Here is a 14,276-nt window from a genome sequence, read left to right as displayed (position 1 = left end):
GCTTATGCCCCCTCCTCGGCTGCGAGCGCTTCGTTGCGTTGGCGGATGAGTTCAGCCAGTTCGAATTCGAGCGCCTTGCGCTCCGCCGGCGTGAATACGCATCCGCTCTGCTCGGCGCGCAATTCTTCAATGGTGTCGATGGTCATGATCGCATCTCCGGTCGAGGGAAAGCGGGCCCCGCCTTGCGGCGGAGCCCACTGACTGAGCTTCAGTCCCGGTTCGGCCGGGACCAGATCAGTTGGAAGTCTTCCGCACCTTCGACCTCGGTCAGAGTGGCGTAGATCGGAGCGGGGAAGCTCGGATCGTCCAGCTTGACGGAGAGGTAGTCGCGCTCAGTGTCCTTGGCGGTCTTCTGCCAGGCCGCACCCAGCTCGACATTGCCTGAGTAGATGCGGAAGTGCGGTCCCTTGTCGGAAGGATTTTCGACGCGGATCAGCTTGGCCTTGACGTTCAGGTTGAGCGTCTTGATCGCGCCGGAGAAGCCATTGCCCGTAGAGGTGAAGGTGCCGATGGTAGCCATTGTGTCATTCCCTTGTTTTCTCGGGCCGCGCCTATCGCGACCTCGATGGCGGTCGTGAGACCGGAGGCGATCGACCTGCACCCAGAGGGCTGAAATGAAATGGAGGGCGGCCGGCAGCGACTTTCTTGGACCGCGAGGAATGGTGCGCAGCGCCAGGGGAAGAAAGTCGAGGACGGACGTTGCGGGGACAAGATCGAGAGCCCGCGAAGCGGGATCGGCCTTCGGTCAGACCAGCCTCTATCGAGGACGCAGATGGGTACGCCCGTCGCGAAAACACGTGGAATGAAGGCAGGCTCTAGTCGGTTCAGCCACTCGGATCTCAAGGCAGAGCACAGCGGCAAAACGCAGTTCATCGTAGTGAGCACCTAGACCACGCGTCAGCACCCGCAATGGAGATCGTCACTATCGGCAAACTCGGCGCGTCGTTGCCATCGCAAGATTGATAATGAGGCCAGCGACGTATCCGCCATGGATGCAATATCGCCCTCCGCATCCGTGCCGCCCAGCCTGCGAGACATCAGAGGTCCTGGCCGGAGTAGACATGCCTGTCACCGTGGATAACCCTGTGCGCGATAGGCGTGCGCTTCCGTCAGCACCTCAGGGGAGGCATGATCCCGCCCGGTTGCGCCGGCTCTGTCCGGCGTGCCTGGAGGAAAGCTGGCACCATCGCTTCTGGTGGGACGTCAGAACCATCTCGACTTGTGCGCCTGCGGTGCGCCTTTGAGCTGGCGCGGCGGAGAGCTGGTCAGGTGCTTGTCATGCTCCAACGGGGAACTCTCCCGACTTCCGCCGTACGCCTGCCCATTCGAAGTGCTGCGAACGGACACAAGCGCGTACCCGGCGGCCGCTCCCGTAGTTTCGACCTCCTGGGACTTCAGGGCTATCATCCACAGGGCGCGGAAACACGGGGATAAGCCGGACGTCCGCGGATTTGGAATCCCTGCTCCGTGCTAACCGCGCGGAACAAGCCAGGAGGTCAAGGATTCTTCGCGGTAGGAGTATCTCGATGCTGATGACGAGGGAACGACGGCCGGCGATCCGGACGCTGCGCGGCTGGGCTATCAACGTGCTGCAGGAGGCCGGGGCCATCCACGAATGCGAGGAGCACGGATGGGCGCAGGACCGTGGCGACCCTCACGCCCGCGAACGCGCCATCGATCTCGCCCGTCAGCATCCGCCAGCCGGCGTTTCTCGCGACGAGGCAACCGCGGAAGTCCGAGACGTGCTGGATTCGATCGGCGATACGTGCCCGGAGTGCCCGCCAGGCTCTGGCTAAGCCGCCTGTTCGGATTTGGCTGCGAGCGGCGGACCCGGGACTCGGGCAATTTCCTGCCAGGCCAGCGCCAGTATGATCCAGCGTTGCCGTTCGGCTCCATCGGCGTCGGCGGCGAGCTTCATGGCCGCGACCGCCTCGCGCTCGGGGTCGTACTCGATGTCCATGGCGATTATATAGTCGCTGATGGTAAACGATCCCGAAGCAACCAGACCGTAAAAATCCGGGGTCATGAAGGCTGACGTCTTCCCAAGTCTCCGGAAGTGCCAACCCTGCGTCGCATATTCGGTCCAATAAGAGCGCCGCCCCGCTTCGGACCACTACTTGCTGCGAAGCGACAGGCTGATGCGGGTGACGATGTCGTCCCAGTCGTGCTCCTCGCTGGCCGGGTAATTGATCAGCACGCAATGAACCAGCCGGCCGACGAAGTTGCAGCGGTCGTACCAGACCTTGTCGCCTTTGTAGCTGGAGACCGCGAAGAAGCGGGGCGTCACCCGCTTGTACTGAATGCGCGACGGCGGGCCCTTTTTCGCCAGGAACGCAGCTGGCGAATCGTTTGCGACGTTGGGGGCGGCCTGTATCGTGATGTCGGCGCGGCCATCGGCGGTCCGGAAGCGTTGTCCATATCCATCCGGTCGACCGGCCTCCTCGGTAAATATCGAGGACGGGAAATCGACTGACGTGCCGGTTTGAGGAATGCTGTAGGTCGTCCACCTGACCGGTTGCGCCGAGACTGCCGATGCGGAGGCAGCGAATGTAAGACCGATCGCCCACGCTATCGCTCTCATCGAAAATCTCCTCCCGGCCTTCCCCAGCGCTTTGCTGCGAGCCGTGCCTTGGGAAAAGCTGAATGACCCACTCCGTTCCAAGAAGTCTGGCCAGCTACAGCTGTCCGCCTTCCTCGACCGGGTCGTTGGACTCGAGCCACGTCAGGGCGGTCTCGATCTTGGCGAGCAATCTCTCGATTTCATCGCGCTCGTTCGGACCTGGATCGTTTTCCAGTCGCTCGAGCAGCTGTTGCTTTTGCGCTAGCAGGTTCGCCACCGTCGACATCGAACTTCCTCCAGCAGGCTTCTTCAAGGGTGGTGCGCCGGCGCGCCGCGTTCCAGTGACGCGGCCTTCCCTCAGAAGATTCCAAGGAGGGCAAAAACCGCGACTTCGCCGACGAAGGCGATGGTCATGACGGCGACAGTGAGAGCCATGTCGCCTACCGGCATGCTGGACATTCGCTGCGCCTCGCGTTGCAGCCCCTGTCCCTGAATTCGTGAGGCCACGAAAAGGTTTCGGTTCCGGAAGTCCGGTTCCGGATATGGCGTCCGCATGGCGGAAAGTTCGAGCGGGGCGCCGTATGCGAATTCTTGAGATGTCAGTGCTGGTGCGTGGCTATGTCCGGCCTGCTCGCCTTGGTCGCGGTCGTTGCTCTGCTCAAAAGCGGCGGCGAGACTCCTCCCTCAGAGAGGAGCCGGTCCGATGTTGAGAAGCTGCGAGACAGCGGTGACGAGCTGAGCGGGGGCGAAGGGCTTCGTGAGCAGAACGCTGTTGGGCACTCCGAGTCTCGCCCATTCGTCGGCGGCCGCGCCGGTCATGTAGACGACGGGAAACTCGGGATCCCGCTCCCGAACAAGACGCGCGAGGTCCCAGCCGCTTGTCTTGCCCTTCAGGTTCACGTCCGTGACCAGCGCCCGGAATTCGTAGAGGCCGCTTTTCAGAACGGTCGCCGCTTCTTCCGCCGACGACAGGATCTGCGGCCGGAAGCCGGCGTCAGTCAGCGCCTCCTCCAGCATTTCCTGGATCTGGTAGTCGTCCTCGGCCACGAGGATGGTGAGGGATTTGGTCAACTTGCGCCCTGCTTTAGATGGCTACGCAGCGCGGATGGCTAGGTTCCCTTGGAGCTGTTCAAAAGTGAACACTCCGGAGGCTGACACCGCAACGATTTTTGGCCTCGAATGTTGGCAGGGACGAGGAGGATAGCTGGCGTCGATGAGAAATCCGGACCGCCCTGATGACCTGCCTGGTCGCGCGCTGCGGCCGAAATGGGCGAACGGCTGGGCCAGATGATGCGCCTCGAGATGGAGCCTCGGCCCTCTCTGAACTCCCTGCTTGATCGATTGCGAGTCTCGGATCGCGCCTCGTACCTAGCTAGGGTGTGCGCGCACGCGGACGCATAGTCCTGGATCCTGCCGCTCGTAGGTGAGCTCGCCTTCGAGCTGCTGGGTGAGAAGCTGTACGATCCGCGACCCCAGACCGCCCGGTGCGGAGTCATCCGCCAAGCCAACGCCATTGTCCGAAACCGACAGCTCTATCTTGTCCATGTTCAAAAGCGTGACTGTGACGTGACCTGCCCTTTCGTCCGGAAAGGCGTACTTCAAGGCGTTGGTGACAAGCTCATTGGTGATCATGCCGATCGCGAGCGCATGGTTGTGCTGCAGGAAGAATTCGGCACAGACCACCTGGAAGGCGACCGGCCCTGACGGCGCCAAAGACTGGAAGACCTTCTCGACGACGTCGTTCAGGAAGTAGCGCATGTTGACCGAGCGGGAATCCTGTTTGACCGAGAGATGGTCGTAGACCTCGGCCATCACCTGCACCCTCCGCGCGGTTGCCTCCAGCGCGGCCGCGAGTTCGGGGCTGCCGTGCCGGGCCTCCAGCCGGATCATGCCCCCGAGGATTGCAAGGTTGTTCTTGGTCCGGTGCGCCATCTCCTGCAGCAGGACGGCCTTGGTCTTGTCGGCTAACATCACCCGCCGGAGCTCCGCCCGCTGGAATTCAGCGACCGTCGCGGTCCCGGCCGCGGTGATGGCGAAGAGCGAATTCGTGGCCAGAAAATCGAGGCCGATGCTGCCCGCGTAGCTGACGTAGGTGCCGACCCCGACGGCAATCACGGCCGCGAAGATTCCCGAGCCTCGATCGAAAATCAGGCCCGACAGGAACACGCCAGGCAGCAGCAGGAAGTACCCCGGGGCGCCCGTCTGCATTTGAAGCGCCATCTGCAGGACGGCGCAGACGAGCATGATGCAAGCCGAGATACCGTACCGGACGACGACCGGAAGCGAGTGCTCCAGAACGAGCGGAGAGAGCCTGTTCATGGATTTGAAACCGTCTGGCACGGAGGGCCGTTCCCACCAGTCCAACGTTCGAGCGAAACCGCGGCGCCCCGTCACCCGGAGCATCGTGGAACCGGACGCACAGCCAGCGAATTGAGTCCTTTCCGGCCGCGGTATTGAGCTTTCGGTGGGCCGCCCATAGTCGCGCGAACTCGGGCATGATGACGATGAAGTGGATGCTCGTGGTTCTGGTCGGCGGCGTAACTCCGGTGAATACCGACCTCGTCTTCGACAAGTTCGCCGACTGCCTCGCGGCTGAGGAGCAGATGCGCAAACACTATGCCGATGCATTCGAGGCGTGGGACCGCTGGGCCGCAGTCAACATCGATAGACGGCGCGAGTATTCGAAGGCACGCGATCTCCAGGCCAAGCGTCTGCTCAGCAACATCGGAACGTGCGTCCCGCACGGCGGCGATCAGCAAACCGTCCCGACGCCTCAGCAACAACAACCTTCAACGCCGGCTCTGCAACCCTCCTCGCCAACGGCTACGCCGACTCCACAGCCAAGCCCACGCACGTGAGCCCCGATTTCAAGTCAGGTCGATCGCTCGCCAGACCGACGACACGCGTGGCGGTCCTCAGCGGTCTTGAATTCTATGACTCCTTGGGCGCTTTCGCGGCTTGGCGCTCGTAGCGCCCGCGCCGCTTTCGGTGGACGCAGCTTCGCGAGCCAAGCGCTCCGCCTTCAGGCGCTCCCGGTTTGCATGGAATGCCTGTTGGTCGCGCTCATGCTCGGAGACCGGCGCCTTCGCGCCCGTATCGCGAAACGCCTTTTGCGCTTCCCGTTCGGCCGCGGTCGGCATCCTCCTGCCCAATGTCCGATTGCTCATTGCTCCCTCCTTCGGGCGCAAACGGTCCTTGCGCTATGTTGCGCATTCGGACCGCCAACCTAGTGGGTAGGTTTTCCCCCGGCGGGGCTTGGGGGCGCAGCGCCGGAGGCAGGATATCGACGCCCGGCTCGCCCGTTCGTTCCTACTGTGATCACACAGAACTGCGTCTCGGCCGCCTTCCAATTGGACCTTTCAGATGGGTAAGCATCTGGGCGGCGAAAGCGGACGACGGGGGGCCTTAAGCATCCGACGAATGCCCTGGTGATCGCACCGGCGCGGTTCAACCTTGGAACGCGACCCGGAGCGGGAGCCTCTTGCTTTCTGGAGGGGCCGCCAGACTTCGGGGCCGCCCGATCAAGTAGCCCTGCATCTCGTCGCAACCCTCCTGCAGGAGAAGCGACATCTGGGCCTCGGTCTCGATCCCCTCCGCGAGCACCGGGACCCCAAGTCCGTGGGCGAGGCCAATCACGGCCCGGACGATGGCGAGCGACCGCTCGCTTTGGCCGAGCGCCATGACGAACGAGCGATCGATCTTGATCCGATCCAGGGGAAAAGCCTCGAGATACGATAGGGAGGAGTATCCCGTGCCGAAGTCATCCAGAGCGATCTGAATTCCGAGTGCCTTGAGCGACTGCATCGTCTTCTTGGCGCGCGCGATGTCCTCGATCAGCACCCCTTCGGTGATTTCAAGCTCGAGCCGCGAGGCCGGCAGCCCGCTCTCGCGCAGCGCCCTGCGGACATGCGCATCTAGATTTTCTCGGCGGAACTGCGCGGCAGAGACGTTGACGGCGACCCTGAGAGGCTGGTGCCATGACGCAGCTTCCCTGCACGCTTCCATCAGTACCCAGTCGTCGATCTGCGCGATCGCGCCGCTCCGCTCAGCGACCGGAATGAATTCTCCTGGCGGAATGATGCCGCGAACCGGATGGCGCCAGCGAACGAGCGCCTCATACGCCTTCAGCGTGCCGTCCCGGTGCTGCTGCGGCTGATATTCCAGAAAGAGCTCCCCTCGCTCCACGGCGACCCGCAGGTCATGCTCGATCGCGCGGCGATCCCGCAATTGCTGGTCCATGGCGCTCGTGAACAGGCGGATCGCTCCCCTGCCTTCATGCTTCGCGCGATAGAGGGCGGCATCGGCGTTGGCTAGCAGCGAGACGGCATTATCGGCGTCTCGCGGATAGAGTGCAGCGCCGACACAGAGATCGATTTGGAGTGCGTGGCCGTCGACCTCGATGGGCCGTTCGAACTGGGCCCGCATGCGCGTGGCCAGCAGTTCTGCGGTTGCGGGCAAGGGCAATCGATCGATGATGCCGATGAACTCGTCGCCCCCGACGCGCGCCACGTATGCCCCTTCCGCGGCCTCCTGCAGGCGCCTCGAAGTTTCCCGCAGCACGGCGTCGCCAATGGCGTGGCCGAAGAGGTCGTTGATCTCCTTGAAATGGTCGAGATCGATGCAGAGCACTGCGAAGGGGCTGTCCGTGATCTGCGCTCGTTCGATCGAGGTTCGCAGGTGTTGATCCAGGGCCGCTCTGTTGGGCAACTCAGTCAGAGCATCGTGGCGGGCTAGATAGCTGATTTTCTCTTGGGCCCGATTCCTGTCCGTCACGTCGAAGGCAACACAAACGTGCGCCGCCCGTTCGCCATAGACGAGGGGCCGCGACTCGATGACGACCTGGATGGCCTCGCCGTCGGCGGTTCGGTGTAGATCGAAATCACGCTCCGTGCCATCGGATTCTCCGCACTGCAGCTGCCCCTCGAACATGGTCAGGAGAGCTTCGCGGGGGTAACCGTAGTGGCGGCACATCGCGCCGTTCACGGCGATCAGCTGCCGAGTCTTCGCATCGGCCACCCACATAGGGAGGGGGTTCTCCTCGAAGAGCAGCCGGAAGGACGCTTCCCGCCGCTTCAAGTCGGTGATGTCGATCCGAACACCGATGCTGCCGCCGTCCGCCGTGCGCCGTTCCTCGACACGCACCCATCGATCGCCCTCCAGATACTGCTCGTGCGAATGCTGTGGAAGCGCATGCCGGGCCAGGCGCTCGGTGAGCCACTCCTCCTCCCGACCGATCGCATCCGGGTACTGGCCCGCATCCAGTCCGGTGCGGATGAGCGTCTCGAACGACGTGCCAGTAGTAAGGGCGCTGCGGCTGACAGCATAGAGTTCAGCGTATTGCCGATTCCAAAGCACCAGCCGGTCGTTCTTGTCGAAGATCGCAAGGGCCTCGGGAACGACGTCTAGCGCCTCGGTGAGGTGGGCGTGGGCCGCTCGGGCGCTCGCTTCCGCCTGCTCGGCCGCGGCCTTCGCTTGCGCAAGCGCCGTCTCGGTCCGGTGCCGCTCCGTGATGTCCTCGTGCGTTGCGACCCAGCCCTTGTCCGGCATCGGGCGATGCCGGATCCGCACGATGCGGCCGTTGGTCAGTTCGACCGTGGTATCGGAATCCTCCGCGATCACGGGAGAGCTGTTGCGCCAGACCAAATAATCCTCCTTGGACATCTTGGGTGCGCTGCCTACGGCATAGCGGAGATCAACGATGTCGTTCAGCTTCATGCCCGGACGGACGACTTCCGGATCGAGATCGTAGATCTGCAGATACTGCCGATTGCAGACGATCAGGCGCTGGTCCTCGTCGAAAAAGCAGAGGCCCTGGGACATGTTGTTGAGGGCCCGGTCGAAGCGCTCAGTCAAAGCGGTTGCCGTCTGCTCGGCAACGCGTGCGCGCTCGCCTTCTTCGGTCAACCGGCTTTGCGTCCCGACGAGTTGGACGAAAGACCGGAAATTGGTGTTGATCATCCGTCCGAGCAGGACGAGCAGCAGCAGCAGATTGATCCCGAGCGAGATCATCATTCCATCGCCCGACAGCAGCAGCACCGTCGCGATCGGGAGGCCAGCGATGATCATCGTCAGCAGGGAGGCCGGCGGAAAGCTGCCGAGGCAATAGGCCGTGCCGACGCAGCCCATGAAGACGAGCAGCGCCACCGGAGCGCGGAGGCCGGGATCGACGACCCCGAACAGCGCGAGGATCCAAAGCACGAAGCCCGTATTGAGGACGATCGCGACGAGACGGGTTTTGACCAGCTGACGATAGGCCTGCTCGGGCGTGAATTCCGCGCCGCCCAAGCGCACCCACTGGACCAACCGAATCATGCAGATGACGAGCAGTCCGGCGGGCACCGCGAACCGAAGCCACGGCGAGACGCTCGACGGGAGCACCAGGCCCACGCTGATGCTGTCGATCAGCAGGACCGCGTAGAGAACCGGCACCTGTTTCCGCAGCACGCGGAATTGCTCCACGAGCAGCGAACGACCGAGCGGATCGGTCGTGCTGCCAACGGAGAAGGCGGCGCGCATTCGCGAGAGTAGGTCCATCAAGAAACCCCTAGCCGATCAACAGGCTAGGGCAGAGTGTCGAACGACACGTAAAGCGGGCAGTCGCGCTCTGATGAAGTTGGGCCTTGGTGATTTTCGGCTTAACAGATGGGTCGCAATTGCGCCGTCCCGTCGAATGGCCGTACCTTGCTACCTCAGCGGAAGACCGACGTTGCCTACGCCGATTTCCGCCGGGCCCCCGCAGCCGGCTTCTTGGCGGCGGCCTCCTTCGCCGGCTTCTTCCCGGCGATCGGCATCAACATTTCCTTCTGGCCGGCAGACGCCTTCTTCGGCTTCTTGCCGGGCTTCTTCGGCGTCGCTGCTTCGGCAGTAGCGCCGCCCACGCTCTTGCGCAGCGCGTCCATCAGATCGACGACGTTCTCCCCCTTCGGCCGCTCCTTCGGACGGATGACCTTGCCGGCCCGCTTCTGATTGATGAGGTCGACCAGGGCGCTCTCGTAGTGATCCTCGAACTTCTCCGGATCGAACCGCCCCGCCTTCTGGTTCACGATGTGCTTGGCGAGATCCAGCATATCCTTCGTGACCTTCACGTCCTGGATCTCGTCGAAATACTCCTGCTCGCCACGGACCTCGTAGGGGTAGCGCAGCAGCGTGCCGATCAGACCTTTGTCGCGGGCTTCAAGCGCGATGATGTGCTCGCGGTTGGTCAGCACCACGCGCCCAATCGCGACCTTGTCCATCTCGCGGATTGTCTCGCGGATCACGGCGAACGCGTCGTGCCCGACCTTGCCGTCCGGACGCAGGTAGTAGGGACGGATGAGGTAGCGCGGGTCGATGTCGGACCTGTCGACGAATTCATCGATCTCGATGGTGCGGGTGGACTCCAGCGCGATCTCCTCGAGCTCTTCCTTCGAGACCTCGATGTACTGTCCCTTCTCGAGTTCGTAGCCCTTGACAATGTCCTCATTCGGTACCTCGTCGCCGGTATCGGCATCGACCTTCAGGTACTTGATGCGATGACCGGTCTGCCGGTTCAGCTGGTTGAACGAGATCTTCTCGCTCTCGGACGTCGCCGGATACAGAGCGACGGGACAGGTGACGAGGGAAAGTCGCAGGAAGCCTTTCCAGTTGGCACGCGGGGCCATGTACACAGAACTCCGGTTGGGTGCGGCTCGGATTCAAGACGAACGGACGTGACGGGTTCCGACAAACCCTGTGGTCATCCCCGAGATTCATTTCCCGAATGGACTCGACTCTTGTTCTTGATATGTTCTAATTGCATCATGACCCATGCCGCTGGCTGGCGCTTCCCAACGTTGAAGCAGATGCAGAGATTGAGATCGACCCCCGCGACGGACCCGATAGCCGCCCAAGCGCCGGCCCTTGGACCGGCAGACGACCTCCCGTCCGAATACTGGCAGTCGCTCCTGGAGGACCCGCGCGCCGAAGCTCGGCTCGCCCCGTCGGGAGCGACTCCGCGCCTGAGCCAGATTCCTCAGCATCTTCTGAGGGTCGGATGCCGCCGCTGCGGCAGGACTGTCGAGATCCAGAAGGTCGATGCGGTCCGACTGCATGGGCAGGAGGCATCCTGGAAGAGCGTTGGCCAGCGCCTCTTGGACAACACCTGCACGCAAAGGACGGGGCGCCATGAGGAGGACGGCTGCTGGCCGACGTTCGAGTAGTCGCCGGCGCGGTCGACACTGGATGCTGCAATGGCACCAAAGCACCACCCGACGCCGCTGAGCGGAGGCGACCGCAAGGCGCTCGCCAAGGAGCTCGGCCGCGCGCGAGCGATGACCACGATTCTCGCTGCGCAGTCGGCCGAAGCCCGCACCAAGGGGGAGGCACTCCTCCGCCAAGCCGACAAGTTGCTCTGCGAGTCATGGAACGAGCGCATGTGGGCCGACGGCGGCCCGATCGATCCGTCGCCGACCGTCGACCAGGCCATCAACGGAGGTTACGCATGGCTCGAGATCGAGTGCTCGCGGTGCAAGGCCCGCCGGGACGTCGATCTGACCACGCTGCTCCACCCGCCGTCCACGTTCGTCCACGACCTGGCGAGCCGCCTCCGCTGCAGCAAGTGCGCCAAGGCCGGTCGCCGACCGCCAGCGACGCTGCTACAGCTGTCGCAGCGAGCCCGCCATTCGAATCCGGAAGCCTGAATGTGTAACCTTTACTCGATCACCACCAACCAGGCGGCCATCAGCGATCTGTTTCGCGTCGTCAATCGGTACGTGGGCAATCTCCCGCCGATGCCCGGCGTGTTTCCGGACTACAAGGCGCCGATTGTCCGGAACGGCGCCGACGGCCGCGAGCTCGCGCTTGCCCGCTGGGGCATGCCATCGTCTTCGAAGGCGCTGATGGACGCGACGAAGAAGCGCGCCGAGAGGCTGCAGGCCAAGGGCAAGACTGTCGACTTCAAGGAGTTGCTCCGGATGGAGCCCGACGGCGGCACCACCAACATACGCAACGTGAAGAGCAAACATTGGACGCGATGGCTGGGCCCAGAGAACCGCTGCGTGGTGCCGTTCAACTCGTTCAGCGAATTCAACAAAGCCGAAGGCGGCGACATCTGGTTCGCACTCGACGAGCCCGCCCGCTCCTTTGCTTCGCCGGCATCTGGACAAAGTGGACGTCCGTCCGAAAGGTCAAGGAAGGCGAGACCACCAACGATCTCTACGCATTCCTGACGACGGAGGCCAATGCCGAAGTGTTCGCCATCCATCCGAAGGCGATGCCCGTAATCCTGACGACTCCTGCCGAGGTCGAGACCTGGATGACGGCACCCGCCGAGGAAGCCCTGCAGCTGCAGCGCCCCCTTCCGGACGGGACGCTCCGGATCGTGGCGCGGGGTGCAAAGGAAGATCAGGTCGGCTAGAGGGGCCCATGACCGACATACGCGAAACCCTCAGGGCCCAGCAGCTGCGGATAGGGCACTCGGCAATGGACCCATCCGCTTCGCGGCGTGATCGGGCCGTGCGGCATCCCCGGCGGGATGCTCCAGCACCATCGGACCTGAGAGCCAGTTCACACTCAACGCCGAGGGAATGCCCTAGGATGCATCCTCCTTTCGGTCTCGGAGGTCGCGGATGCTGGCAACGCTCGCAAAGGTGCTTTCGCAAGCAACTGGCGTAGACGTCGACGCTGACGAGCTCAAGATCATCCAGATCTTTTGCGGCGCCGGCCTCCTGGTTTCGCTGGTGGCTGCCATGGCGGCCGGCCTGGACCCCGGCGCATCTTTTCTCTAGCGCGCTCGCGAAAAGTTGGAGGCCAACCGGCTAGGACTGGCTCGGCGGCTTCAGGGGGCCGTCGATCCATCTGCGGGCAGCGGGGTCGTGCAGCGGATCCTCATCGCAGTAAGAGCAAACATAGAGATCGCGGCCATTGCCCTTTTCACCGGACACGAGCTTCAGTGGCCGCCCGCACGCCGGGCACGCCTTCCGGATCGGATGCCGCATCGCCATGATGTCCCTGCCACCGAAAAGCTTAGGCCCGCGCAGCCGCTCGCCTCAAGCAGAATCAGCAAGAAATGCGGAACGTATGATCCGTCCTTGACGGCCGCTTCGCACCCGTTCTGTATTGCCGGCAAAGCAGTAGGAAGGGGGTGCGTCATGGAGCAGGAATTCTACAGAGGCTTGGCGCAGCGCGTGCGCGACATCGCCGACAAGGCGGATCCGTTCACCAGGCGACGCCTGATGAAGCTTGCCGAAAGATACGACGCCAAGGGCGGCGTTGCGGTCAGGCTCCCCCAGCGCGCCGAGCGCCCCCTGCCGATCCCGCGCACCACCCCGCCGACCTCGATCTTCTCCGGACCGGGAGAGGCCTGAGCCGAGCGGGCCATGGTTGCCCTTCAGCAAGGCGCACCACCCATCGATCGAGCGCCAAGTCTCAGAACCGCAACATTCCGAGCATGAAAAGCAGCACGACCGTCACGAGGGCTGAGATCACTAGCGATCCGAGGCAGCCCAGCCGGTTGGAGAAGAAAAAGAACATGGCGGCCCTCCGGCGACGGACGTCAGTCCTCGACCAAGGTGGCGATCAACGCGAGCAAAGCCTGGTGCTCGGGTCCGTTGCCGCCCGCTCGTAGGAATTGCCCGATCTCGGTTAGGGACGCCCGTCCGCCAGAGTTTGCGTTCTGCTGATGCTCGACGAGCGGGCCGCCGCTCTGCGGATCACGGACCAGCCGCCAGATGTCGCCGTTGGCGCTTTCGTTGAGAGTTCTTCCACTCATGCGCATCAACCTCGGGCGTGGGATTGCGGTTCCTACCGCTCATTTCCCTTTGCGTCGCGGCCGCTATCAGGCAACCGCGCCTGCTTTTCCTTGACCAGCGCGAGCCCACAGGAGAGCGAGCGGTCCGACCGAAATCCCGACGGCGAGCACCACGAAGACCAGCAACCATCCACCCGCATTCTGAGGCCCGCCGGCAACATCGAGCGCCAAGCCCGTTCCCCAAGCGCCGGCGGCCGAGAGGCCGAAGCCAACGGTGGAGTGAAGGGCCATCGTGGCCCCCCGATGGTCTCGGGTAGCCGCCGCCGCCATGCCGGCGGGCAGCGCGCCGGAATCTGCAGGTACGGTCAGTCCGTACGCGAGCAGCAGGAGCGCGAGGACCCAAGCCGGCGCGCTCACGTTCGCTCCGAGGAGCAGAGCCACCGCCGCCGAGGCGATCATCACGATCGTGATGGCGCGGTGCCGGCCGAACTTCAGCGCTGCCTCGTTGCCCAAGATGCTCGCAGGCATCGACAGGATGGCGAAGAGGAAACTCACCACGACGGGCGAGAGCCACGAAGGGGCGCCCTGATGGCCGATCACGAAGGTCCAGAATCCGACAAGCCAGGTCCGGATGCCATAGAGCTCGAAGCAATGAGCACCATAGCCAAGGATGTAACCGAGCGCCTCGCGGTTTGAGACAACCGGCTTGAAATCCAAGAGGCGCCCCTGCTTCGGCTCGGGACGATGCGCGTCCATGAGGAGGCACGCGATCACCATAGCCATGGGGCCTGCGCCCGTCAGAACGAAGGCCCAGCGCCACCCCCACGTGTCTGCGATGACCTGGGCAGCCAGGAAAGAAAGCCCGACGCCCAGCGAGAAGCTCGACGTGTAGAGCGTGACGGCCCGCGAGGTGTCGCCCGCCGGCAAGCGGTCGGTTAGAGCGTTTCACCTTTTGATTGAAGCATAACCGGCGCTGGCGAAGTAGTTGGCGCATTCGGTCGGCTGGATGTC

General features: G+C 63.5%; 16 protein-coding genes and 2 pseudogenes. 6 read left to right on the top strand and 12 right to left on the bottom strand.

Going from position 1 to position 14,276, the window contains the following annotated elements; genetic code table 11:
• Nucleotides 1–2: 2 nt before the first annotated feature.
• Nucleotides 3–146, bottom strand: a complete 144-nt coding sequence (locus RAD10_RS38695; RefSeq protein ID WP_461621578.1) for a hypothetical protein — start codon at nt 144–146, stop codon at nt 3–5.
• 62 nt (nt 147–208) lie between these two features.
• Entirely contained in the window at nt 209–520 is a 312-nt protein-coding gene (locus RAD10_RS38690; RefSeq protein WP_461621577.1) for a DUF736 domain-containing protein, read from the bottom strand.
• Nucleotides 521–1,526: 1,006 nt separating this feature from the next.
• Between RAD10_RS38690 and RAD10_RS38685 the strand changes: the two genes are divergently transcribed.
• Nucleotides 1,527–1,796 (top strand): hypothetical protein, encoded by a 270-nt coding sequence (locus tag RAD10_RS38685; RefSeq protein WP_461621576.1) that lies wholly within the window; start codon nt 1,527–1,529, stop codon nt 1,794–1,796.
• Here the strand turns inward: RAD10_RS38685 and RAD10_RS38680 are convergent.
• The 5 genes from RAD10_RS38680 to RAD10_RS38660 all read right to left on the bottom strand — a co-directional run bounded on the left by RAD10_RS38680 (nt 1,793) and on the right by RAD10_RS38660 (nt 4,804).
• A complete protein-coding gene (locus RAD10_RS38680; protein ID WP_461621575.1) occupies nt 1,793–2,026 on the bottom strand; it encodes a hypothetical protein in 234 nt (77 codons plus the stop codon). The two genes, RAD10_RS38685 and RAD10_RS38680, sit on opposite strands and share 4 nt — an antisense overlap.
• A gap of 87 nt (nt 2,027–2,113) precedes the next feature.
• Entirely contained in the window at nt 2,114–2,581 is a 468-nt protein-coding gene (locus tag RAD10_RS38675) for a hypothetical protein (RefSeq protein ID WP_461621574.1), read from the bottom strand.
• A gap of 94 nt (nt 2,582–2,675) precedes the next feature.
• Nucleotides 2,676–2,846, bottom strand: a complete 171-nt coding sequence (locus RAD10_RS38670; protein WP_461621573.1) for a hypothetical protein — start codon at nt 2,844–2,846, stop codon at nt 2,676–2,678.
• Between the two features lie 398 nt (nt 2,847–3,244).
• On the bottom strand, nt 3,245–3,631 hold the full coding sequence (locus RAD10_RS38665; RefSeq protein ID WP_461621572.1) for a response regulator: 387 nt from the start codon (nt 3,629–3,631) through the stop codon (nt 3,245–3,247).
• Between the two features lie 297 nt (nt 3,632–3,928).
• Nucleotides 3,929–4,804 carry a sensor histidine kinase gene (locus RAD10_RS38660; RefSeq protein WP_461621571.1) on the bottom strand — a complete coding sequence of 292 codons (876 nt, stop codon included), beginning with the start codon at nt 4,802–4,804 and terminating at the stop codon, nt 3,929–3,931.
• Nucleotides 4,805–5,055: 251 nt separating this feature from the next.
• Here RAD10_RS38660 and RAD10_RS38655 point away from each other — a divergent pair, with 251 nt between their 5' ends.
• On the top strand, nt 5,056–5,418 hold the full coding sequence (locus tag RAD10_RS38655; RefSeq protein ID WP_461621570.1) for a hypothetical protein: 363 nt from the start codon (nt 5,056–5,058) through the stop codon (nt 5,416–5,418).
• 57 nt (nt 5,419–5,475) lie between these two features.
• On the opposite strand, the gene RAD10_RS38650 is transcribed toward RAD10_RS38655, so the two are convergent.
• The 3 genes from RAD10_RS38650 to ku all read right to left on the bottom strand — a co-directional run bounded on the left by RAD10_RS38650 (nt 5,476) and on the right by ku (nt 10,200).
• The gene (locus RAD10_RS38650) at nt 5,476–5,727 is read right to left on the bottom strand and encodes a hypothetical protein (protein WP_461621569.1); all 252 of its coding nucleotides are present in this window, start codon (nt 5,725–5,727) and stop codon (nt 5,476–5,478) included.
• A 280-nt stretch (nt 5,728–6,007) separates the two neighbouring features.
• On the bottom strand, nt 6,008–9,094 hold the full coding sequence (locus RAD10_RS38645; protein ID WP_461621568.1) for an EAL domain-containing protein: 3,087 nt from the start codon (nt 9,092–9,094) through the stop codon (nt 6,008–6,010).
• Nucleotides 9,095–9,270: 176 nt separating this feature from the next.
• The gene (gene ku / locus RAD10_RS38640) at nt 9,271–10,200 is read right to left on the bottom strand and encodes a non-homologous end joining protein Ku (protein ID WP_461621567.1); all 930 of its coding nucleotides are present in this window, start codon (nt 10,198–10,200) and stop codon (nt 9,271–9,273) included.
• A gap of 567 nt (nt 10,201–10,767) precedes the next feature.
• On the opposite strand from ku, the gene RAD10_RS38635 reads away from it, so the two are divergent.
• From RAD10_RS38635 to RAD10_RS38620, 4 genes and pseudogenes are all read left to right on the top strand, one after another.
• Nucleotides 10,768–11,217 carry a hypothetical protein gene (locus RAD10_RS38635; protein WP_461621566.1) on the top strand — a complete coding sequence of 150 codons (450 nt, stop codon included), beginning with the start codon at nt 10,768–10,770 and terminating at the stop codon, nt 11,215–11,217.
• Nucleotides 11,218–11,933, top strand: a pseudogene (locus RAD10_RS38630) (SOS response-associated peptidase).
• A 211-nt stretch (nt 11,934–12,144) separates the two neighbouring features.
• A complete protein-coding gene (locus RAD10_RS38625; protein WP_461621565.1) occupies nt 12,145–12,303 on the top strand; it encodes a hypothetical protein in 159 nt (52 codons plus the stop codon).
• A 363-nt stretch (nt 12,304–12,666) separates the two neighbouring features.
• Nucleotides 12,667–12,882, top strand: coding sequence for a hypothetical protein (locus tag RAD10_RS38620; protein WP_461621564.1), 216 nt, complete (start codon nt 12,667–12,669; stop codon nt 12,880–12,882).
• A 188-nt stretch (nt 12,883–13,070) separates the two neighbouring features.
• Here the strand turns inward: RAD10_RS38620 and RAD10_RS38615 are convergent, their stop codons facing one another.
• Nucleotides 13,071–13,286, bottom strand: coding sequence for a hypothetical protein (locus RAD10_RS38615; RefSeq protein ID WP_461621563.1), 216 nt, complete (start codon nt 13,284–13,286; stop codon nt 13,071–13,073).
• Nucleotides 13,287–13,352: 66 nt separating this feature from the next.
• Nucleotides 13,353–14,207 (bottom strand): annotated as a pseudogene (locus RAD10_RS38610) (MFS transporter); the annotation flags it as partial.
• Between the last annotated feature and the right edge of the window lie 69 nt (nt 14,208–14,276).

The sequence above is a fragment of the Bradyrhizobium sp. 23AC genome, assembly GCF_054863025.1.
The sequence above is the reverse complement of the archived record's forward strand: the minus strand, read 5'-3'. Positions and strand labels throughout refer to the sequence as shown.